This window comes from Jannaschia sp. S6380 (assembly GCF_023015695.1).
Taxonomy (GTDB): domain Bacteria; phylum Pseudomonadota; class Alphaproteobacteria; order Rhodobacterales; family Rhodobacteraceae; genus Jannaschia.
On the sequence record NZ_JALKAS010000001.1, the window covers coordinates 881353 to 900910 of the forward strand.

20 protein-coding genes are annotated in these 19558 nt (G+C 66.9%); 14 read left to right on the top strand and 6 right to left on the bottom strand.

Annotated features, from left to right (window positions below; translation table 11 throughout):
* The first annotated feature begins 70 nt into the window (after positions 1 to 70).
* From MWU52_RS04560 to MWU52_RS04580, 5 genes are all read left to right on the top strand, one after another.
* Positions 71 to 559, top strand: coding sequence for a ClpXP protease specificity-enhancing factor SspB (locus tag MWU52_RS04560; RefSeq protein WP_246949904.1), 489 nt, complete (start codon positions 71 to 73; stop codon positions 557 to 559).
* A gap of 66 nt (positions 560 to 625) precedes the next feature.
* On the top strand, positions 626 to 2017 hold the full coding sequence (gene fumC / locus MWU52_RS04565; protein WP_246949905.1) for a class II fumarate hydratase: 1392 nt from the start codon (positions 626 to 628) through the stop codon (positions 2015 to 2017).
* A complete protein-coding gene (locus tag MWU52_RS04570) occupies positions 2014 to 2187 on the top strand; it encodes a DUF4169 family protein (protein ID WP_246949906.1) in 174 nt (57 codons plus the stop codon). The genes fumC and MWU52_RS04570 overlap by 4 nt, the downstream gene beginning before the upstream one ends.
* On the top strand, positions 2184 to 2414 hold the full coding sequence (locus MWU52_RS04575; RefSeq protein WP_246949907.1) for a ribbon-helix-helix domain-containing protein: 231 nt from the start codon (positions 2184 to 2186) through the stop codon (positions 2412 to 2414). The genes MWU52_RS04570 and MWU52_RS04575 overlap by 4 nt, the downstream gene beginning before the upstream one ends.
* 24 nt (positions 2415 to 2438) lie before the next feature.
* Complete coding sequence (locus tag MWU52_RS04580; protein WP_246949909.1) at positions 2439 to 2654, top strand: N-(5'-phosphoribosyl)anthranilate isomerase; 216 nt, start codon at positions 2439 to 2441, stop codon at positions 2652 to 2654.
* A gap of 225 nt (positions 2655 to 2879) precedes the next feature.
* On the opposite strand, the gene MWU52_RS04585 is transcribed toward MWU52_RS04580, so the two are convergent.
* The 3 genes from MWU52_RS04585 to MWU52_RS04595 form a co-directional block, all read right to left on the bottom strand.
* Positions 2880 to 3362 carry a lysozyme inhibitor LprI family protein gene (locus MWU52_RS04585; protein WP_246949911.1) on the bottom strand — a complete coding sequence of 161 codons (483 nt, stop codon included), beginning with the start codon at positions 3360 to 3362 and terminating at the stop codon, positions 2880 to 2882.
* A gap of 260 nt (positions 3363 to 3622) precedes the next feature.
* Positions 3623 to 4717, bottom strand: coding sequence for a 3-dehydroquinate synthase (gene aroB, locus MWU52_RS04590; protein ID WP_246949912.1), 1095 nt, complete (start codon positions 4715 to 4717; stop codon positions 3623 to 3625).
* A complete protein-coding gene (locus tag MWU52_RS04595; RefSeq protein WP_246949913.1) occupies positions 4714 to 5283 on the bottom strand; it encodes a shikimate kinase in 570 nt (189 codons plus the stop codon). The genes aroB and MWU52_RS04595 overlap by 4 nt, the downstream gene beginning before the upstream one ends.
* An 85-nt stretch (positions 5284 to 5368) precedes the next feature.
* Between MWU52_RS04595 and MWU52_RS17940 the strand changes: the two genes are divergently transcribed.
* The 7 genes from MWU52_RS17940 to MWU52_RS04625 all read left to right on the top strand — a co-directional run bounded on the left by MWU52_RS17940 (position 5369) and on the right by MWU52_RS04625 (position 11131).
* Entirely contained in the window at positions 5369 to 5497 is a 129-nt protein-coding gene (locus MWU52_RS17940) for a hypothetical protein (RefSeq protein ID WP_281493904.1), read from the top strand.
* Positions 5487 to 6992 carry a hypothetical protein gene (locus MWU52_RS04600; RefSeq protein ID WP_246949914.1) on the top strand — a complete coding sequence of 502 codons (1506 nt, stop codon included), beginning with the start codon at positions 5487 to 5489 and terminating at the stop codon, positions 6990 to 6992. Before MWU52_RS17940 ends, MWU52_RS04600 begins: the two co-directional genes overlap by 11 nt.
* Positions 6989 to 7930: a tyrosine recombinase gene (locus tag MWU52_RS04605; protein ID WP_246949915.1), complete on the top strand. Its 942-nt coding sequence runs from the start codon at positions 6989 to 6991 to the stop codon at positions 7928 to 7930. Before MWU52_RS04600 ends, MWU52_RS04605 begins: the two co-directional genes overlap by 4 nt.
* Positions 7927 to 8391: a YtoQ family protein gene (locus MWU52_RS04610; RefSeq protein ID WP_246949916.1), complete on the top strand. Its 465-nt coding sequence runs from the start codon at positions 7927 to 7929 to the stop codon at positions 8389 to 8391. Before MWU52_RS04605 ends, MWU52_RS04610 begins: the two co-directional genes overlap by 4 nt.
* Before the next feature lie 62 nt (positions 8392 to 8453).
* The gene (locus tag MWU52_RS04615; protein ID WP_246949917.1) at positions 8454 to 9767 is read left to right on the top strand and encodes an HlyC/CorC family transporter; all 1314 of its coding nucleotides are present in this window, start codon (positions 8454 to 8456) and stop codon (positions 9765 to 9767) included.
* An 81-nt stretch (positions 9768 to 9848) separates the two neighbouring features.
* The gene (locus MWU52_RS04620) at positions 9849 to 10532 is read left to right on the top strand and encodes a lysozyme inhibitor LprI family protein (protein WP_246949918.1); all 684 of its coding nucleotides are present in this window, start codon (positions 9849 to 9851) and stop codon (positions 10530 to 10532) included.
* Positions 10529 to 11131, top strand: a complete 603-nt coding sequence (locus tag MWU52_RS04625; RefSeq protein ID WP_246949920.1) for a hypothetical protein — start codon at positions 10529 to 10531, stop codon at positions 11129 to 11131. The genes MWU52_RS04620 and MWU52_RS04625 overlap by 4 nt, the downstream gene beginning before the upstream one ends.
* Before the next feature lie 21 nt (positions 11132 to 11152).
* On the opposite strand, the gene MWU52_RS04630 is transcribed toward MWU52_RS04625, so the two are convergent.
* Both MWU52_RS04630 and MWU52_RS04635 read right to left on the bottom strand, forming a co-directional pair.
* Complete coding sequence (locus MWU52_RS04630) at positions 11153 to 12256, bottom strand: DUF2235 domain-containing protein (protein ID WP_246949922.1); 1104 nt, start codon at positions 12254 to 12256, stop codon at positions 11153 to 11155.
* Complete coding sequence (locus MWU52_RS04635) at positions 12243 to 14540, bottom strand: xanthine dehydrogenase family protein molybdopterin-binding subunit (RefSeq protein WP_246949924.1); 2298 nt, start codon at positions 14538 to 14540, stop codon at positions 12243 to 12245. The genes MWU52_RS04630 and MWU52_RS04635 overlap by 14 nt, the downstream gene beginning before the upstream one ends.
* Positions 14541 to 14678: 138 nt before the next feature.
* Here MWU52_RS04635 and MWU52_RS04640 point away from each other — a divergent pair, with 138 nt between their 5' ends.
* Together MWU52_RS04640 and MWU52_RS04645 are read left to right on the top strand one after the other, a co-directional pair.
* A complete protein-coding gene (locus MWU52_RS04640; protein ID WP_246949925.1) occupies positions 14679 to 17801 on the top strand; it encodes a valine--tRNA ligase in 3123 nt (1040 codons plus the stop codon).
* Positions 17798 to 18787 (top strand): hypothetical protein, encoded by a 990-nt coding sequence (locus MWU52_RS04645; protein WP_246949926.1) that lies wholly within the window; start codon positions 17798 to 17800, stop codon positions 18785 to 18787. Before MWU52_RS04640 ends, MWU52_RS04645 begins: the two co-directional genes overlap by 4 nt.
* 3 nt (positions 18788 to 18790) lie before the next feature.
* Here the strand turns inward: MWU52_RS04645 and MWU52_RS04650 are convergent, their stop codons facing one another.
* Positions 18791 to 19501 carry a metalloregulator ArsR/SmtB family transcription factor gene (locus tag MWU52_RS04650; RefSeq protein ID WP_246949927.1) on the bottom strand — a complete coding sequence of 237 codons (711 nt, stop codon included), beginning with the start codon at positions 19499 to 19501 and terminating at the stop codon, positions 18791 to 18793.
* Positions 19502 to 19558 lie beyond the last annotated feature (57 nt).

Sequence of the window (19558 nt, forward strand, 5' to 3'; positions counted from 1 at the left end):
CCGCCCTCCACCCCCTTGCCGCCCGCTGGCACGTCTGGTCTATCTTGGATGAGCAAGCCTTGGGAGCCCCATGTCCGAGACGTCCGCGAGCATCGATTACGGCACGCTGATGCACGACGCCATGCGCGGTCTGATCGCGCGCGTCCTGCGTCGTGTCGCCCGCGAGGGACTGCCGGGCGATCACCACTTCTTCATCTCGTTCGACACCAATCACCCGGGCGTGCAGATCGCCGACTGGCTGCACGAACGCTACCCCGAGGACATGACCATCGTGCTGCAGCACTGGTTCGATGGGCTGGACGTCCGCGACGACGGGTTCACGGTGACGCTGAACTTCGGCGACCAGCCCGAGCCTTTGACCGTTCCCTGGGCGGCGATGAAGACCTTCGTCGACCCGTCGGTCGAATTTGGCTTCCGGTTCGAGCGGCGGCTGGACGACGAGGGACCGGACGACGACCCCGACGGCGAGGAGGCCCCCTTCGCCGAGCTGGAGGAGGAACCGGTGGAGGCACCCCGCAAGGATGCCGAGGTCGTCAGCCTGGACCGCTTCCGCAAGTAGGTCGCTTGCGGTCCGCCGGCGGCGCGGGGTAACCCTGCGACGCGCTAAACGACGGAGCCCGCCGCCATGACCGACACCCGCACCGAGACCGACAGCTTCGGCCCGCTCGAGGTCCCCGCCGACAAGTACTGGGGCGCGCAGACGCAGCGCTCGATCCGGAATTTCCCCATTGGATGGGAACGGCAGCCTACCGCCATCGTGCGCGCTTTGGGCGTCATCAAAAAGGCGGCGGCGGCCGTGAATGTCGATTTCGGCGATCTCGACGGCGAACGCGGCGCCGCGATCCGCCAGGCCGCGCAGGAGGTGGTCGACGGCAAGTTCGACGACAACTTTCCGCTGGTCGTCTGGCAGACCGGGTCCGGCACACAGTCCAACATGAACGCCAATGAGGTCATCGCGAACCGCGCGATCGAGATCATGGGCGGCGAGATCGGATCGAAGGATCCGGTCCACCCGAACGACCATTGCAACATGGGTCAGTCGTCCAACGACACGTTCCCGACCGCGATGCATGTCGCCATCGGCATGATGGCCCGCGACACTTTGCTGCCCGGCCTGCGCAAGCTGCATGCGGCACTGGAGGCGAAGTCCGAGGAATTCGCCGACATCATCAAGATCGGCCGAACCCACACGCAGGACGCCACGCCGTTGACGCTCGGCCAGGAATTCGGCGGCTACGCCCATCAGGTCGCCAAGGGGATCGAGCGGGTGGAGATGTGCCTGCCCGACATCTACGAGCTGGCGCAGGGTGGTACCGCCGTGGGCACCGGCCTGAACACACGCAAGGGCTTCGCCGAGAAAGTGGCCGTGCAAATCGCCGAGATCACCGGCCTGCCCTTCGTCACCGCCCCCAACAAGTTCGAGGCGCTGGCCGCGCATGACGCGATGGTCATGTTCTCGGGCGCCCTCAAGACCGTGGCCGCCAGCCTGTTCAAGATCGCCAACGACATGCGCCTTCTGGGGTCCGGCCCCCGCTCGGGTCTCGGGGAGCTGATCCTGCCGGAGAACGAGCCGGGATCGTCGATCATGCCCGGCAAGGTCAACCCGACCCAGGCCGAGGCGTTAACCATGGTCTGCGTTCAGGTCATGGGCAACGACGCCGCCGTTGGCATGGCCGGCAGCCAGGGCCATTTCGAGCTGAACGTCTACAACCCGATGATGAGCTACAATGTCCTGCAATCGATGCAGCTCCTCGGCGATGCCGCCGGCAGCTTCACCGACAACATGGTCGAAGGCACCCAGGCCAATGTCGAACGCATCGACAAGCTGATGAAGGAGAGCCTGATGCTGGTCACCGCGCTGGCCCCCACGATCGGCTACGACAACGCGACCAAGGTCGCCAAGACCGCACATCGCAACGGCACGACGTTGCGCGAGGAGGCGATCAACCTCGGCCTCGTGGACGCCGAAACGTTCGACCGCGTCGTCCGCCCCGAAGACATGATCGGGCCGAAGTGAAGAAGGTCGTCAGCCTGTCGCGCGCCCGGAAGGACCGGGCGAAGGCTTCGAAGCGCGCGCGGGCGGACGCGAATGCCCATCGCTTCGGGCGCAGCAAGGCCGAGAAGGCGCGGGACGAAAATGAAACGGCAAAGGCGCGTCGCGACCTCGACGGACACGCGCGCGAATGACCGACGCGCGCCCTCGGAAGCGGTCCCTCACCCTGCACGGGCACCGCACGAGCGTCTCGCTGGAGGACGCGTTCTGGGTTGCCTTCGTGCAGATGGCGCGAGCCAGAGGCCTGTCGGTCAATGCGCTGGCCGCGAGGATCGACCGCGACCGGGGCGTCAGCGCCGGTCTCGCCTCGGCCATCCGTGTCGCCGTGCTGAAGGATCTTCAGGCGCTTACGGAAGATTAACCTGTCTGTGCTGAAAAAGACGGCATGGACAGCGGATTTCTCCTGATATGGCGTGGCCAGAACTGGCTGCAGCAGATCTTTTCGTCGCAGGCGGCGCGCAAGGGCGGCATCGTTCGCCGCGCCAAGGATGACATCGACCGAATGATCGGCCCGCAAGCGTTCCTGGCCGAGATGCGCCGCCGGGGATATTCGGTGGCTACAGGGAAGCAAGGTCGCACTATCATATTCCCATTAGCCTGACGAACTAAAAAGATTGAAGGCGTCAACCATATCTGCGATGAGACCCGTTTCCACATAAACTAGCTATATCGCTGCATTGTCGGACTGCCGCGAAAGTACTAAGATGCTGCACTCATCACCCAGGAGGCTCCTAACGGCAGAGTCTCCTAGGACTAGTTTCTAAGAGCTAGAGCTATGCATGAACGATATCCGTCGCTCTGACTAATCGATGGCATATTCGAGCGACTAGTACCGCTTGTCGAGCTCTGAAAGAGTATGCGCTTGAACAATGGTTATCCTTGCCGCTTCGAAAGCAATGGCGCTCTCGAAGCCACCCATGATTCTAGCCCAACTAGGACCGATTTGGCTTTGAGCATCGCGGTATGAAACCCATTTCCGCTGCGCATCGCGCAATATATCTTCACGGAAGTACATTCCATCTTCTACGTCATCTTGGCGTGCCTTCTCAATTACACGAGCATAGACGCGGTTTAAGTGGAGATCAGCCTGAACAAGCGTTTCAGCATAGCACATATACCTCCCTTCCCCGGTCCCCAAATGTTCAAGCTGGATGTCACATGCATGAAACTCTCGATCAAAGCATAGCAGTTGCTCCGGAAGTCCCCCTTCCCAGCACTTTTCCAAGTTTAGAAGGCGCGAGGGATCTTGTGCAACAGCCGGATTTGAGAGCAACAGCAGAAGTGAAGAAAGAAGAAGGGTGATTTTCATAGTTTTCATTCATTAGAGATTACATCTAGAGGCGCTCGATTGCCGGGAGGGACTGCTGCTTCAAGCTCCAACAGTCAAACTCCACGCCCTCTATACGCGCAATACTGGCAAGATTGGGGCCGCAATATGATAGGAACCGAACCAGCCAGACTTCATAGAGTCAGCTGGTGTTCTAATCGCGAACCGCAAACAGGGGTTCTTCACACCTTAGATTGACTTAACACGAAAGAATTTTGAAAAATAATGCTCCTGCCACGCCCTCAGGCCGACGCGCGCAGCGTTTCCAGAACAGCGTCCGCAGGCACCTTGTCGGTCACGAAGGCCTCGCCCAATCCGCGGGCCAACACGAATCGCAGCCGGCCGTCGATGACCTTCTTGTCCTGCCCCATCAGGGTCAGCAGCGTTTCCGCCCCGGGCAAATCGCCCGAGATGTCGCGAAGGTCGCGCATCATGTCCATCGACTGGAGGTGCGCGCGCACACGGCTTGGCGCTTCCTGCGCGCACAGGTCCAGCCGTGCCGAAAGATCGAAGGCCAAGGCGCACCCGATCGCCACGCCCTCGCCGTGCAGCAGGCGGTCGGAGTAGCCCGTCGCGGCCTCCAGCGCATGACAAAAGGTGTGGCCCAGGTTCAGAAGCGCGCGATCGCCCTGCTCGGTTTCGTCCCGTGCGACGATATCGGCCTTCATCTGCACCGAATGACGCACGGCTTCGGCACGCAGGTCGGGGTCGAATGCCAGGCGATCCGCGTGGCCCTCCAGCCAGGCGAAGAACTCGAGATCGCCCAGCAGGCCGTATTTCACCACCTCGCCATACCCGGCACGAAAGTCGCGCGGCGACAGCGTGTCCAGCACGTCGACATCAGCCAGCACCAGCACCGGTTGATGGAACGCGCCCACTAGGTTCTTGCCCTGCCGCGTGTTGATGCCGGTCTTTCCCCCAACCGACGAATCCACCTGTGCCAGCAAGGATGTGGGCACTTGGACGAAGCGCACGCCGCGCCGCAGGATGGCTGCCGCGAAACCGGCCAGATCGCCAATCACGCCGCCACCCAGCGCGACCACGACATCGCCCCGCTCGCAGCGCTGATCCAGCAGCCATTCGACGGTCTGCGTGAGACCGGCCCAACCCTTCGTCGCCTCCCCGGGCTCCAACAGCAGGGCCGAGGCGTCGATCGGTCCCAATCCCTCGCGCAGTCGATCGAGGTGCAGCCCCGCGACGCGCCTTTCCGTCACGACGAAGACGCGCGGTCGCCGCAACAGCGGGGCAATCCGGTCGCCGGCCTGACCCAGCAGATCGCGACCGATCAGCACGTCATACGCCCGATCGCCCAAGGGGACGTGCACGGTTCGGATCATCGCAGCACCTCCGCGCCGGCCAGCAGCGTGATCACGCGCCCGGCCATCTGGCCGATGGAGGCGGCCGCGTCGGCCTCCGCCACGAGATCGGCCTTTTCGTAATGCGGCGTCCGTACATCCAGCAACCGCAGCAGCGTTCCCTTCGGATCGTCGGTCATCAAGAGCGGGCGCGTCGTCTTGTGCCGCACCCGGTTCCACAGAAGCTCCGCATCCGCCTTCAGCCAGACCGACACGCCCGCCTCGGAAATAGCCGCACGGTTCTCGGGCCGCAGGAACGCCCCGCCCCCGGTCGACAGTATCCCCGGCCCTTCCGACAGAAGCCGGCGCAGCACCTCGGTCTCGCGGGCGCGAAAGAACGCCTCGCCGTCCCGCTCGAAGATTTCGGGAATGCTCATGCGCGCGGCGTCGACCATGGCAGCATCGGTGTCGCGAAACGGCACGTCCAGCATGTCCGCCAGGGCCGAGCCGACCGCCGTCTTGCCCGACCCCATCATTCCCACCATCACCACAGGTCGCGCCAGCCGCAGCTGCGTCCCGTCCGGCATCTTGTCGCCCATCGTTCGCATTGGGTTTGCATGCCCTGTCGGAAGACTGATTGCCAACTATATCTCGGCCCGCCACAATGGCGGCAACGATAACGCGCAGGCGAGCATGTTCCGGTTTCTAAAATACCTCCTGATCCTCCTGGCCCTCGGCACGCTGGGCCTCTGGGGGTATTCCTATCTCCTGGAACCCGAGATCGTACCGGTGAACGAGACGATCGAGATCGATGCGGGCTGACACACTGGCCCTCTGGCTGTTGCTGCCCGCGGTCGCGGCCTCGGCGCAAGACGGACCGGCCTCGGCGATTCCCTGGCTGTCGGACAGCCTGGCCGCCCCCCGCACCGCGCCGCGCGACGAACCCGCGGCGACCCCGCTGCGCGGAACGGATGTGACCGTGATGCCCCTCGGCGGCACGCGGCGCGATGCCGTCGGTCTTCTGGGCACTACGCTGACCGGCCTGCCGCGCGACACGTTCGCCGGCTCCGACCCCGCCCGGATCGCTCGCCTGATCGCGGATCAACCGGCCGAGGCGCTGCCGGCGATGCAGGACCTGGTGCAGATGCTGCTGCTGGCGGAACTCGACCCGCCGCGCGCGGCCAGCGACCCGGATGCGTTGTTCTTTGCACGGGTCGACGGCCTTCTGCGGCTGGGCGCGCTGGAACAGGCGCAGGCGCTGCTCGAGCGCGCCGGTGCCACGGACCCGGCGGCATTTCGGCGGTGGTGGGATGCCTCGCTGCTGACCGGATACGACGCGCGGGCCTGCGACGCGATGACGGCCAATCCGGGTGTGGCACCGACCCTGCCGGCGCGGATCTTCTGCCTGACGCGAACGGGCGACTGGGCGGCGGCGATGCTGACGCTCGACACCGGCCGTGCCCTAGGCGCCATTTCGGAGGAGGAGGATTTGCTGCTGGCGCATTTCCTCGACCCCGAATCCTTCGAGGGGGAGCCGCCCCCGATACCGCCGCGCCCGATGACGCCGCTGGCCTTCCGCTTGCTGGACGGCATCGGCGAGACGCCGTCGACATCCGGCCTGCCGCTGGCTTTCGCCGTCGCGGACCTGCGCGACACCGGCGGATGGAAGGCGCAGATCGCGGCGGCGGAACGCCTGGTACGGGTCCGCGCGCTCGACCCGAACCGGCTTCTGGCGCTCTATACCGAACGGCGGCCGGCGGCGTCGGGCGGGGTATGGGACCGGGCCACCGCGATCCGCGACCTGGATACGGCGCTGATGTCGGGGGATGCCGATGCGATCGGCAAGGCCCTTGGTCCCGCCGTGACCGCGATGGAGGCGGCAGGCCTTCTGGTGCCCTTCGCCACGCTCTACGGCGAACGGCTGGCCACGGTGGCGCCGCACGGCGCGGCTGCGGCGCAGGCCTTTCGCGTCGGTCTGCTGTCGCCCGCCTACGAACGCGTGGCCGGTGCGTCACCGCCGGACGACGCGGTGGCCCGGTTCGCGGCAGCCGTCGCCACCGGTCGGACCGACGCGCCCGTGCCGGACGATCCGTTGGCGCAGGCCGTGGCCGACGGCATGACCGGCACACCGCCCGAACATCTGACACGCCTGGCAGGCCAGGAACGGCTGGGCGAGGCCTTGCTCGAAGCGGCGCTGCTGCTGGCCGATGGCGCGGAGGCCGACAGGGGCGACATTGCCGACGCGCTCGCCTTCTTCCGCGCCGTGGGCCTGGTCGATGTCGCGCGCCGCGCGGCCCTGCAATTGCTGTTGGCATGACCTGGATCGACCGCTTCCTCGAGGCGCAGGCCGCCGAACGGGGCGCGGCGCTGAACTCCCTGCTGGCCTATCGCCGCGATCTGGAGGCGTTCGCCGACCATCTGCGGACGAAGGACCGGACCTTTGCCACCGCGACACGGGCCGCGATCGAGGATTATCTGATCGGTTGCGAGGCCGAAGGGCTGGCCCCGGCCACCCGCGCCCGGAGGTTGTCGGCGATCCGTGGCCTCTATCGTTTCGCGCATGAGGAAGGGTTGCGCGCCGATGACCCCGCGATCCGCATCCCGGGCCCCGCCAAACCGAAATCCCTGCCCAAGACCATGAGCAAGGCGGACGTTGAGGCGCTGCTGGAGGCCGCGGCGGAAATGGCGGACGATCATAGCGAACGCCTGCGCGATATCTGCCTGATGCAGCTCCTCTATGCGACCGGCATGCGTGTTACCGAACTCGTCGGTCTGCCCGTCGCGGCCGCACGGGGCGACCCGCGCATGCTGTTGGTGCGTGGCAAGGGCGGGAAGGAACGGATGGTCCCGCTTTCCCCCCCCGCGCGCATAGCCATGGCCGATTGGCTGGCGCACCGGGACGCGGCCGCCGCGCGCGACAAGGCCGAACGCGGTACCCCCGCGCCCACACATCTGTTCCCGTCGCGCGGCAAGGCCGGACATGTCACGCGGGTCTGGTTCCACGGTCGGCTCAAGCGGATGGCGGCCCATGCCGGTATCGCCCCCGACCGCGTCAGCCCGCATGTCCTGCGCCACGCCTTCGCCACGCACCTGCTGGCCGGGGGCGCGGACCTTCGGGCGATCCAGACGATGCTGGGCCATTCCGACATCTCGACGACCGAAATCTATACCCACGCCCTGGAAACGCGCCTGCGCGATCTGGTGCTGACGCATCATCCGCTGGCCCGGACGTCGAACGAAAGGCAGGTGCCATGACCCTTTCCGTCTATCTCTCCGGCGAGATCCATACCGATTGGCGCGATCGCATCATCGCGGGTGCGCGCGGGGCGGCGCTGGACGCGGCGTTCACCGCGCCCGTCACCGACCACGATGCCTCAGACGATTGCGGCGTGGCGATCATGGGGGCCGAGGTCGACAAGTTCTGGCACGACCACAAGGGCGCCAAGCTGAACGCCATCCGCACCCGCAAGGCCATCGCGGATGCCGACGTCGTGGTCGTGCGCTTCGGCGACAAGTACCGGCAGTGGAACGCGGCCTTCGACGCTGGCATGGCCGCCGCGATGGGCAAGTCGCTGATCGTGATGCACGGCCCCGACCATCAGCATCCACTCAAGGAGGTGGACGCCGTCGCGCTCGCCGTGGTCGAGACGTCCGAACAGGTGGTGCAGATCCTGACCTACGTCCAGACCGGCACCTTGCCGACAGCCGACGGTTAATTCCGCGCGCTGCGGACGGCGGCGGCTTGTCCGACCCGCCGCGGCGCCCCATAACCCCGCCCATGGAAAGCACCGTCGAGACGATCAACTGGGGGGCCACGCTGGGTACGGCGCTGGCGATCCTGTTCCTGCTGATGCTGTCGGCCTTTTTCTCGGGCTCCGAGACGGCGCTGACGGCGGCCAGCCGGGGCAAGCTGCGCAGCCAGGCCGACAAGGGCAGTACCGGCGCGACCCGCGCCCTGTCCGTGACCGAGGACAACGAACGCCTCATCGGCTCGGTCCTGCTGGGCAACAACATCGTCAATATCCTGGCCGCGTCGCTGGCGACCGCGCTTTTCACCGCGCTTTTCGGCGAGGGCGGCGTGGCGGTCGCGACGCTGGTGATGACGGCGCTGGTGCTGATCTTCGCCGAAGTGCTGCCCAAGACCTACGCCATCTCCAACCCCGAAACGGCCGCCGCCCGGGTCGCGCCCGTGATCGCCATCGTGGTGCGCATCTTCAGCCCCGTGGTCGGTGTCGTGCGGGCCCTGGTACGTGGGATCCTGCGGATCTTCGGCGTGGATATCGACCCCGACGCCGACATCATGTCAGCCCACGAAGAAATCGTGGGCGCCATCACCCTTGGCCATACAGAGGGCGGCGTCGAGAAAGAGGACCGCGATCGCCTTCTGGGCGCGCTCGACCTGGGCGATCGGTTCGTGGAGGAGATCATGCTCCACCGCTCGGGCATCGAGATGGTGGACGCGGCCACGCCGCCGGCCGAGATCCTCGACCAGGTCCTGTCCAGTCGCCACACCCGCCTGCCCGTCTATCGCGACGAGCCCGAGAACATCATCGGGGTGCTGCATTCCAAAGACCTGCTGCGGGCGATCGACCGGATGGTGCGCACCGATGCCGGCGGCATCGAGGCGGTCGCGCGCCTGGACGTGACCGGCGTGATGATGGAGCCGTATTTCATCCCCGAGACCACGACGCTGGATGACCAGATGCGCGAGTTCCTCAAACGGCACACGCATTTCGCGCTGGTGGTCGACGAGTACGGCGCGCTTCAGGGTCTCATCACGCTCGAGGACATTCTGGAGGAAATCGTGGGCGAGATCACCGACGAGTACGACCACCCCGAGGAGCCAGCCCTGGCCCCCGAAGCCGACGGCAGCTATCTGATCGACGGGGCCATGACGATCCGCGACCTGAACCGCGCCACCGACTGGGGCCTGCCCGACGACGAGGCGAACACGGTTGCCGGCCTCGTCATCCACGAGGCGCAGACGATCCCGACCACGGGTCAGGTCTTCAGCTTCCACAACTTCCGCTTCGAGGTCGCCGCGCGCGAAGCCAACCGGATCACCCAGCTGCGCATCCGCCCCCTGGGCTGAGGTAAGCCATACTTCGAACGGCGCCCCGCACGTGCTAGGGTGATCGGGACCTGCACCCGCATCCAGCACGAAGGTGCCCCCATGACCGGACGTATGGCCCTGGCCGCCCTCCTCGCCTGCCTTGCGGCACCGGCCGCGGCGCAGCAGCCCAGCTATGACTGCACCCGCGCCGGCACGCCCACCGAACACGCCGTCTGTGGCGACAGCGCGCTTGCCCGGCTGGACGTGCAGATGGCCGATCTCTACCGCGCGACCGCCCGACGGACCGAAGGGAACGCCCGGCGCGGATTGCGCGCAGAGCAGCTTCTCTGGCAGCAGTGGCGCAACACCTGCGGCGGCGACACGGCTTGTCTGGCACGCCGCTACCGCGAACGGATCGCCGATTTCGACCCCTCCGCCGCGGTCCAGCCGACGACGCCCGCACCGGGCGTCCGGCGCCTGCGCAATGGCCGGTGGGAGGTGGAAATGCCCGATGGCAGCATCCGCTGGACACCGCTCGACGGCGGCAGCGGCGGCATCATCTACCCCAATGGCAGCCAGCTTACGCTGCAATACGTGCAGGTTGACGTCGTTCCGGTGGAAATCCCGCCGCCGCCCACCGGTGGCGCCCCGTGGGTCGAGGCGATCGAGACGTTGCTCGTCCGGGTGGTCCGGGACTATCTGCCGCCGCAGGATCACCCGGCCTACGATGCGCTGCACGCCGGCTATCCACCGCCCGAACGTGTCGTGCGCCACATCGACGCCATCCGGATCCTGGGCCGATGACCACCCTTCTGCGCGCGCTCGCCGCCGTTCTGGTCCTGACGACGGGCGCCATCGCTCAGGACGACGTGGTCGACGTACCGGACGCCCAGGTCGATGCTTTCGAGGGCGAGCTGGATCCCGACATCCAGATTCCCGCCGAGAACATGAGCCTGATGGACGAGCTGGCCGAGGCCTTCGCCCCGCAGGATGAGCCGGTCCAGGTCGGCCCGGACGATTTCGACGACATGTCCTTCGGGGTTCCGATCTACGAGCCGGACCCCGAAACCGAGGCCGCCTACAACGAGGCCACGCGACGGCTCTACGAGTATCGGACGGCGCAGCTCGATCACCGGCTGACCGTCTTCCGCTGGCAACACATCTCCTCGCAGATCATCTTCTTCGTGGTGATCGGCGTGGTCGCCATGGGGCTCTACTTCTCGTGGATGCAGTTCCACGCCCCGCGCGAGGACGGACAGGCCGAGGCCATCACCACGATCGAGGCATCGAAGACCGGGGTGAAGCTTTCCTCACCGGTCCTGGGCGTCATCATCCTGGTGTTGTCGCTGGCATTCTTCTACCTCTACCTCGTCCACGTTTACCGGATCACCGAGATCGGATAGCACGCGGTGCAGGCCGCCGCGTCAGGCGGACGACCGGTCCATCTCCGGCGCGCCGTCCGCCTCGGCCGGCTGGGTCGGCGCATCGGCTGCGCCGCCCCAGGTCCGTACCGCCGATGCCGCACGGTGCGGCAAGGCCGAGGGGTGGATCGACTCGCTGGGGTCGACGCCCACCTTACGGCGCCGGCGCGACAGGAAGAACGGCCCGAACCCCCGCCAGTTGCCGACCGACGGCGCGCCCGCGTCGACAGGGAAACGGTCGCGCCACCCGTCGGGCAACGCCAGCCCCGTGTCTTCCAGCCGCGACAGCATCCAGACCAGCGGCACGTTCGCCAGCGGGCGCGACGCATCCTGTCCGTTCAACTGGCCGCCCAGATCGCCGTGCGTTCCGCGGAACCAGACCTGTTCCACGCTCCCCGTGCGCGTGCCATGCGTCCGCCAGCGGTCGAGCGTATAGGCGTTGCGGTTCTCGTCCAGCGCCATGGCGTGAAACCCGTGCAGCACCGACTGGCCGAGCCGGTGCGACCGGAAGGCATGAACATGCGGAAACAGACGCCACAGCAGGGGCCACCGGATGCCCACGGCCTGCACCGTGTCCAGCACGCCGACGGCGGTGATCTGCGCCCGGGTGTGGCAATGACGCGAGGCGAAGCTGCGGGCCGTGGGATGCGTCGGGTCGCTGCGATAATGCCAGTAGGCCTGATAGATCAGCGCCTCGGACGCGTATTCGGGCCGCAACAGGCCGACCCGGTCTATCATCCCGGCCAACGCCCGCACGGCATAGGCGCCGCGCGAATAGCCGATCAGGAACACACGGTCGCCGGGACGGTAGCGATGCGCGAGGAATTCGTAGGCGCGGCGGATCTGGTGGTTGATGCCGACCCCGGCCATCACCTCGGTCACGTGGCGCCAGCCGCGCCATTCGATCCCGGGTTCGTAATACAGGCAATGCGACGTCTCGCGATCCAGCAGGCGATAGATCAGGCCGACCGAGGTCTCGAACCCCGGCTGCAGCGACGAAAGCGTCCCGTCCAGCAGGACGACATGCGTCTGCGACTGCGGCGCGGGCCGGGTGATCGTCCCGTCGCCGCGCCGCCAGACGCGCCGTATCAGGTCATTCAGCCGCAATGGAACCCTTGGCGTCGTTCAGCATCGCCCAAACCCGCGACGGCGTGAACGGCATGTCCACCCGGCGCAGCCCCAGGTCCCACAGCGCATCCAGCGCGGCGTTCCCCACGGCCGCCATCGCACCCACGGTCCCGGCCTCGCCACAACCCTTCATGCCGAGGATGTTCGCCGTCGACGGCACCGGCTCGGAATGGAAGGCGATCATCGGCAACCCCTGGGCACGCGGCATTCCGTAGTCCATGAAGGACGCCGTCAGAAGCTGGCCGTCGGCATCGTAGACGACGCGTTCGCTGACGGCCTGACCGATGCCCTGGACGACGCCGCCATGCACCTGCCCTTCGGCCAGCATCGGGTTCATCAGGTTGCCGAAATCGTCGACCACGGTGTATTTCACAACCTCCAGGTTGCCGGTGTCGCGATCCACCTCGACCTCGCAGAGATGGCATCCGTTGGGATAGCTCCGCCCGGGCAGCTTCGTCGTCTCCCGCGTGCGCAGAAGTTCCGTCTCGCCCGCCGCGCGCGCCGCCGCTGCGGCTTCCAGCACCGTCATCACGCGGTTCGACTCCTTGGCGCGGAACGAGCCTTCCTCGAACGTGACCTCATCCACGTCCAGCAATCCGGCGACGAAGGGCGTGAACTTCTCAATCACGCGCATGGCCGTGCCCCGGTTCGCGGTGCCCTGCGTCGTGACCGATCGCGACCCGCCCGTGCCGCCGCCCTTGGCGATCCGGTCGCTGTCGCCCTGTACCACGTCGATCAGGTCGGGCGAGATGCCCAGATCGGTCGCGAGGAACTGTTTGTAGACCGTCTCGTGCCCCTGCCCGTTCGACTGCGTGCCGACATACAGCGTCACGCGCCCGTTTTCGGTGAATTCGATCTCCGCCGTCTCGTTCGGGTCGCCGAGGATCGATTCGATGTAGTAGCAGATGCCCAGCCCCCGCAACTTGCCCCGGGCCGCGCTGTCGGCCCTGCGCGCCTCGAACCCGGCCACGTCGCCCTCGGCCCGCGCGCGGTCCAGCACGCGGGGGAAGTCGCCCACGTCATAGGTCTCGCCCATGGCCGACATGTACGGAAACTGGTCCGGCTGGATGAAGCACTTGCGCCGCAGCTCGAACCGGTCAACGCCCAGCTCCTTGGCCGCGAAATCCATCGCGCGTTCCAGCACGTAGATCGCCTCGGGCCGCCCCGCGCCGCGATAGGCGTCGACCTGTGTGGTATTGGTGAAGATGCCGGTCGACGTCATGTAGCAGGCCTGCACGTCGTAGCAGCCCGGCATGACTTTCGAGAACAGCTCCGACTGGATGTGCTGGGCGTAACCGGAATTGTAGGCCCCCATGTTCGCCACGTTGTCCATCCGGTAGGCCACCAGCCGGTTTTCGTCGTCGAAGCCCAGCTTGGCGGTGCAGATCAGGTCGCGCCCGGCATTGTCCGACAGCATCGCCTCGGACCGGTCGGCCATCCAGCGAACCGGTCGGTCCAGCATGCGAGCGGCATGCGCCACCAGGATCGTCTCGGGGTAGTTCATCCCCTTCATCCCGAAACCGCCGCCCACGTCCGGGGTCGTCACCCGCACCGCGTCCGCCTCCAGCGACAGCGATCTGGCCACCTGGCCCTTGGTGCCCCAGACGCCCTGCCCGTTCACGCAGACATGCAGCCGCTCGCCTTCGGGCGCGGCCCAGGTGCCCCGCGGCTCCAGCGAGGCGCAGATGATGCGCGTGTCGTCCACCGTCAGCTCGACCACCCGAGCGGCGGCTGCCAGCGCCGCCTCGCAAGCGTCTTCGTCACCCTTGCCGTAGTCATAGACGACGTTGTCGTTCGCTTCCCCGTGCACGACCGGACCGCCCGGGGCCACGTCCAGCTTGACCGGCAGGTCGGCGAACTCCACCTCGATCGCCTCGGCCGCGTCACGCGCCTGTGCGAGGGAGTCGGCGATCACCGTCGCGATCCCCTCGCCCACGAACCGCACGCGTTCCTTGGCCAGCAGCGGGCGCTGCGGATCGGCCGCGCGCGATCCGTCACGGTTCTTGGCCACGGCGGTCGGCAGATGGTTCTCCACGCCGGCCTCGTCCAGCCGCGCGGCGGTCAGCACGGCCCGGACGCCGTCCATCTCCTCGGCTGCCTCGACATTCAGCGTCGTGATGTCCGCATGGGCGACGGGGGAGCGCAGGACATAGGCGTGCAACGCCCCCTCGGGCGCCGTGTCGTCGACATAGGCCCCGCCCCCGGTCAGCAGGCGCGGGTCCTCGGCGCGGCGGACGGACTGGCTTAGGCCGAACTTTTCCATGAGACGTCTCCGAAAGGCGGGCATGCGGGGTCGGACCGGACCTTAGCGCCCGGCGCCCCCGGCGCAAGGCGTGGCGCGCCCTTCCCCTGCCGGTCCCGTTTCGTTATCGCCTGCGGCAACAGACGAGAGGCCACCGAGATGGAAAAGACGTTCGACGCCAAGACAGCCGAGGCCCGCATCAGCCGGGAGTGGATCGATGGCGGCCATTTCCGGGCCGGCGCCAATGCCAAGCCCGGTGCCGAGACGTTTTCCATCGTCATTCCGCCGCCCAACGTCACCGGCGCGCTGCACATGGGCCACGCGTTCAACAACACGCTTCAGGACATTCTCGTCCGCTGGCACCGGATGCGCGGGCACGACACGCTTTGGCAGCCCGGCACCGACCATGCCGGCATCGCCACGCAGATGGTCACCGAGCGCGAGATGGCGAAGGAAACCGACATGACCCGCACCGAGATGGGGCGCGAGCAGTTCCTGGAACGCGTCTGGCAGCAGAAGACGAAATCGCGCGGCACCATCATCGGCCAGCTCCAGCGCCTCGGCGCTTCCTGCGACTGGGAGCGCGAGGCGTTCACCATGGGCGGTGCGCCCGGCGATCCGGGCGACACGCCCGGCGGCCAGGATTTCCACGGCGCCGTCATCAAGACCTTCGTCGACATGTACGAGAAGGGTCTGATCTATCGCGGCAAACGCCTCGTGAACTGGGACCCGCATTTCGAGACCGCCATCTCGGACCTGGAGGTCGAGAACGTCGAGACGCCGGGCCACATGTGGCATTTCAAGTACCCGCTCGCGGGCGGCGTCACCTATGAATATGTCGAACGTGACGAGGACGGCGCGGAGCTGTTTCGCGAGACGCGCGACTACATCGCGATCGCCACCACCCGCCCCGAGACGATGCTGGGCGACGGCGCCGTCGCGGTCCACCCGTCGGACGACCGCTATGCCGCCATCGTCGGTCAGCTGTGCGAGATCCCGGTCGGCCCGAAAGAGCATCGCCGCCTGATCCCGATCATCACCGACGACTACCCCGACCCCGCCTTCGGATCGGGCGCCGTCAAGATCACCGGCGCGCACGACTTCAACGACTATGCCGTCGCCAAGCGCGGCAACATTCCCTGCTACCGCCTGATGGACACGAAGGCCGCGATGCGGGCGGACGGTGCGCCCTATGCCGAAGCCGCCGAGATCGCCATGGCCGTCGCGAAGGGCGAGCGCACGCTGACCGAGGCCGAAACGGACGCCATCAACCTCGTCCCCGATCACCTGCGCGGGCTCGACCGGTTCGAGGCGCGGAAGGCCGTCGTGGACGAGATCACGACCGAGGGCCTCGCCGTCATGGTCCCCGCCACCGATCCGCGCCTCGGCAAGGGCGCCGCCTCCGCCGGCAGCCACGCCACGGGCGAGCCGCCGCTGGCCCCCGAGGAAGGCGGCGAGACCCGGACGGAGGCCGAAGAACTCGTGCCCCTGGTCGAGCCGAAGGCGATCATGCAGCCGCACGGCGACCGCTCCAAGGTGGTCATCGAGCCGATGCTGACGGATCAGTGGTTCGTCGACACCGACAAGATCGTCGGCCCCGCCATCGAGGCGGTCGAGAACAGCACGGTAAACATCCTCCCCGAAGCGGACAAGAAGGTCTACTTCCACTGGCTGCGCAATATCGAGCCGTGGTGCATCTCCCGCCAGCTCTGGTGGGGGCACCGGATCCCGGTTTGGTTCGGACCGCTGCGTCCCGACGAACATGCACGACAGGACTTCAGCAAGGGATCAAGGAGGTCGCTCACTTCGAAACAGTTTTGCGCTGAGACCGAAGAGGAAGCGCTCAAGCTCGCAAAGAGCTACTACGGATCAGATCGTGAAGTATTCATCACCGAAGGCCCCGGATGGCAGACCGTCGGTCGAGGGAAAGTCGGCATCGCCCGCGACCCCGACGTCCTCGACACCTGGTTCTCCTCCGGGCTCTGGCCGCTCGGCACGCTCGGCTGGCCCGACGACACCGAGGAACTGCGCCGCTACTTCCCCACCTCCGTCCTGATCACCGGCTTCGACATCCTCTTCTTCTGGGTCGCCCGGATGATGATGATGCAGACCTCCGTGTTGCCGGAAGAAAAGCCGCTCAAAGACCGCGTTCCCTTCAAGGACGTCTACGTCCATGCCCTCGTCCGTGACGAAAAGGGCAAGAAGATGTCGAAGTCGCTCGGCAACGTCCTCGACCCGCTCGACCTGATCGACGAATACGGCGCAGATGCCGTGCGCTTCACCCTCGCCGCGATGGCCGCGATGGGGCGCGACCTGAAGCTGTCGACCCAGCGAATCGCGGGCTATCGCAATTTCGGCACCAAGCTCTGGAACGCCGTCCGCTTCGCCGAGATGTACGAGGTCGATTTCGCGACCGGCAACCCGACGCAGGTCGCAGGCGGCGCACCGGTGCGCCAGACGGTGAACCGCTGGATAATGGGCGAGACCGCCCGCGTCCGCGAGGAGGTCGACGACGCCCTCGCCGCCTACCGGTTCGACGACGCCGCGAACGCGCTCTACCGCTTCGTCTGGAACGTCGTTTGTGACTGGTATGTCGAGTTCTCCAAGCCCGTCCTCCAAGGCGCGGACTCCGACGCCAAGGCGGAAACCCGGGCCGTCATGGGTTGGGTCCTGAACCGTTGCATGACGCTCCTGCATCCGTTCATGCCCTTCATCACCGAGGAGTTGTGGCGCGTCACGGGCCATGACGGCATGCTCGTCCACGGCGACTGGCCCGGAGACGAGGCAGCCGAAGCCGTCGATCCGCAGGCCGAAGCCGAGATTCGGTGGGTCATCGCCTTCATCGAGGCCATCCGTTCCGCCCGCGCGCAGATGAACGTCCCCGCCGGCGCCACGATCCCGGTCGTGGCCGTCGAATGGGACAACGACGCCCGGCAGGCCTTCGAAACCAATAAGGATATGATCGCAGCGCTTGCCCGCATCGAAGGATTAACCGAAGGGTCGTCGCCTAAGGGTTCCATCGCCGTGACCGCCAGCGGCGGCCGCTTCGCCCTGCCGTTGGAGGATGTGATCGATGTCGCCGCCGAACGCGCCCGGTTGGAGAAATCGCTGGGCAAGTTGCAGAAGGAGATCAAGGGGATGGAGGGTCGTGTGAACAACCCGAACTTCGCCGCCTCCGCCCCGCCCGAAGTGGTGGAGGAGACGCGCGCCAATCTCGCCGCGCGACAGGAGGACGCTGCCGCCGTACAGGCCGCCCTCGACAGCCTGGCCGAGCTGGGGTGACGTTCAACATACTGATCATAGGGCAGAAAGGTCGCCTCGCGCATGAGGCGGCCCTTTTCGCCGCGACCCTGCGACACAACGCGCCCAACTGGTCCGGTCGCCTGATCGTGGGCGAGCCGCAGCCGGGCGACCGCTGGCCCGACGACCCCCGCATCCCCGAGAGCCCGCAGCGCGATCTGCTGCGAAAGCTGGATGCGGAGATCGTGCCGTTCGAAAACCATCATTTCGGCGGCTACTACCCCAACGGCAACAAGATCGAGGGGCTGTCGGCCCTGCCGGACGACCCGTTCGTTTTCTTCGACACCGACACCGTGATCACGGGCGAACTGGACGGGCTGGCAATCGATTTCGATCGCCCCGCCGCGTCGATGAAGCGCGAGGATACCTGGCCGACAGTCGAACTTTATGGTCCAGGTTACAAGGAGATATGGGGCGTCCTTCACGCGCGCCTGGGCGGCGACCTGACTGAGACGCTGGATAAATCCTGGCCCGACGAGCACTGGCGGCGCTACCTCTACTTCAACGCGGGCTGGTTCCTCGGCGCCGACCCCGTCGCGTTTCACCGCGCGTTTCTCGACGCCGCGCTGATGATCCGCGACGATCCGCCCGAGGAGATCGCGTGCCAGGAACTCGATCCCTGGCTCGATCAGGCGGCGCTGCCGCTGGCCATCCACAAGTTGGGCGGCGGGCGGCCGGGCGCACGGGGTGGCATCGCCGACGGTGTGTTCGATGGAAGTCACAGCTTCCACTATCGTTTCGTGCCGCTGATGTACGCGACGGCGCCGGATCACGTGATCGCCGCGGTCGAGGCCGCCGTGGCCCCCAACGCCGTCAAGAAGGTCCTGAAGGACCACGAACCTTTCAAACGTTTCTTCTATCAGCCGAAGGGCACCAAGGCCCGGGCGCTGTTCGACCGCGAAGACCTGCCGCGCAAGGAGCAGGCGATCCGCAACCGCTTGCGACGCGAAGGTCTGTGGATCCGCTGATCCCTAGAAGTTCGACAGGCTGGACGCGGCGGCGGCGTTGAACCGCTCCAGCACGACATCCCACATCGCCTGCGTCGCATCCGTGTCGCGGTCATGGGCCACGATGACGCGGCTGCCGCCCGGCGCGGCCTGGAAATCGACGGTCACGCGGGATCCTTCGGGCGTGGCGAGGCGCCAGTCCATCACCAGCGTCTCGGGCGCGCGGGCCTGACGCACCACCGCCCAGTCGCCGCGCGTGCCGTCGTAGAGCACTTCGCGCAACGCGCCGCCGGTCACGGGGTCGAGGGCCACCACCTGCGGCAGGGCCCCCTCCGTCCGCGCGGAAAGCGAGACCCGCGCGACGGGCCACCAGATCGCCAGATCCTCGCAGAAGAGCTGCCACGCCTCGGCCGGGCTCAGCCGCGTGGTCAGGCTGCGGTTCAGGCCTTCCTGCCGTTCGGGCGCGGGTGCCTCCCGCGCGGACAACGCGCCCAGCCAATCGACCAGCGGCGCGGCCCCGCCCGGCGTCAGAGCATAGAGGTTGCGGGTGCCCCTGGCCTGGCGCGACACCAGGCCCGCATCGAGGAGCACGCGAAGATGCTGCGACACGGCGGGCCGCGAGACCGGCAATCCTTCCGCGATGCGGCCGACGGCGCAGGGCCCGTCGCGCAGTCGATCCAGCACCGCGCGGCGCGTCGGATCGGCCAGGGCCGTGAGGATCGCATCGTAAGCCATTGCGGACCCTATCCACCCGCCCGCGCGTCCGGTCAATCGCCGCGCGGCACCACGTTA

Coding starts and splice junctions, on each gene's coding strand:
- fumC (WP_246949905.1), top strand. CDS start 626: ATGACCGACACCCGCACCGAGACCGACAGCTTCGGCCCGCTCGAGGTC.
- MWU52_RS04560 (WP_246949904.1), top strand. CDS start 71: ATGTCCGAGACGTCCGCGAGCATCGATTACGGCACGCTGATGCACGAC.
- MWU52_RS04605 (WP_246949915.1), top strand. CDS start 6,989: ATGACCTGGATCGACCGCTTCCTCGAGGCGCAGGCCGCCGAACGGGGC.
- aroB (WP_246949912.1), bottom strand. CDS start 4,717: ATGATCCGAACCGTGCACGTCCCCTTGGGCGATCGGGCGTATGACGTG.
- MWU52_RS04650 (WP_246949927.1), bottom strand. CDS start 19,501: ATGGCTTACGATGCGATCCTCACGGCCCTGGCCGATCCGACGCGCCGC.
- MWU52_RS04640 (WP_246949925.1), top strand. CDS start 14,679: ATGGAAAAGACGTTCGACGCCAAGACAGCCGAGGCCCGCATCAGCCGG.
- MWU52_RS04575 (WP_246949907.1), top strand. CDS start 2,184: ATGACCGACGCGCGCCCTCGGAAGCGGTCCCTCACCCTGCACGGGCAC.
- MWU52_RS04595 (WP_246949913.1), bottom strand. CDS start 5,283: ATGCGAACGATGGGCGACAAGATGCCGGACGGGACGCAGCTGCGGCTG.
- MWU52_RS04620 (WP_246949918.1), top strand. CDS start 9,849: ATGACCGGACGTATGGCCCTGGCCGCCCTCCTCGCCTGCCTTGCGGCA.
- MWU52_RS04580 (WP_246949909.1), top strand. CDS start 2,439: ATGGACAGCGGATTTCTCCTGATATGGCGTGGCCAGAACTGGCTGCAG.
- MWU52_RS04625 (WP_246949920.1), top strand. CDS start 10,529: ATGACCACCCTTCTGCGCGCGCTCGCCGCCGTTCTGGTCCTGACGACG.
- MWU52_RS04610 (WP_246949916.1), top strand. CDS start 7,927: ATGACCCTTTCCGTCTATCTCTCCGGCGAGATCCATACCGATTGGCGC.
- MWU52_RS04615 (WP_246949917.1), top strand. CDS start 8,454: ATGGAAAGCACCGTCGAGACGATCAACTGGGGGGCCACGCTGGGTACG.
- MWU52_RS04635 (WP_246949924.1), bottom strand. CDS start 14,540: ATGGAAAAGTTCGGCCTAAGCCAGTCCGTCCGCCGCGCCGAGGACCCG.
- MWU52_RS04600 (WP_246949914.1), top strand. CDS start 5,487: ATGCGGGCTGACACACTGGCCCTCTGGCTGTTGCTGCCCGCGGTCGCG.
- MWU52_RS04585 (WP_246949911.1), bottom strand. CDS start 3,362: ATGAAAATCACCCTTCTTCTTTCTTCACTTCTGCTGTTGCTCTCAAAT.
- MWU52_RS17940 (WP_281493904.1), top strand. CDS start 5,369: ATGTTCCGGTTTCTAAAATACCTCCTGATCCTCCTGGCCCTCGGCACG.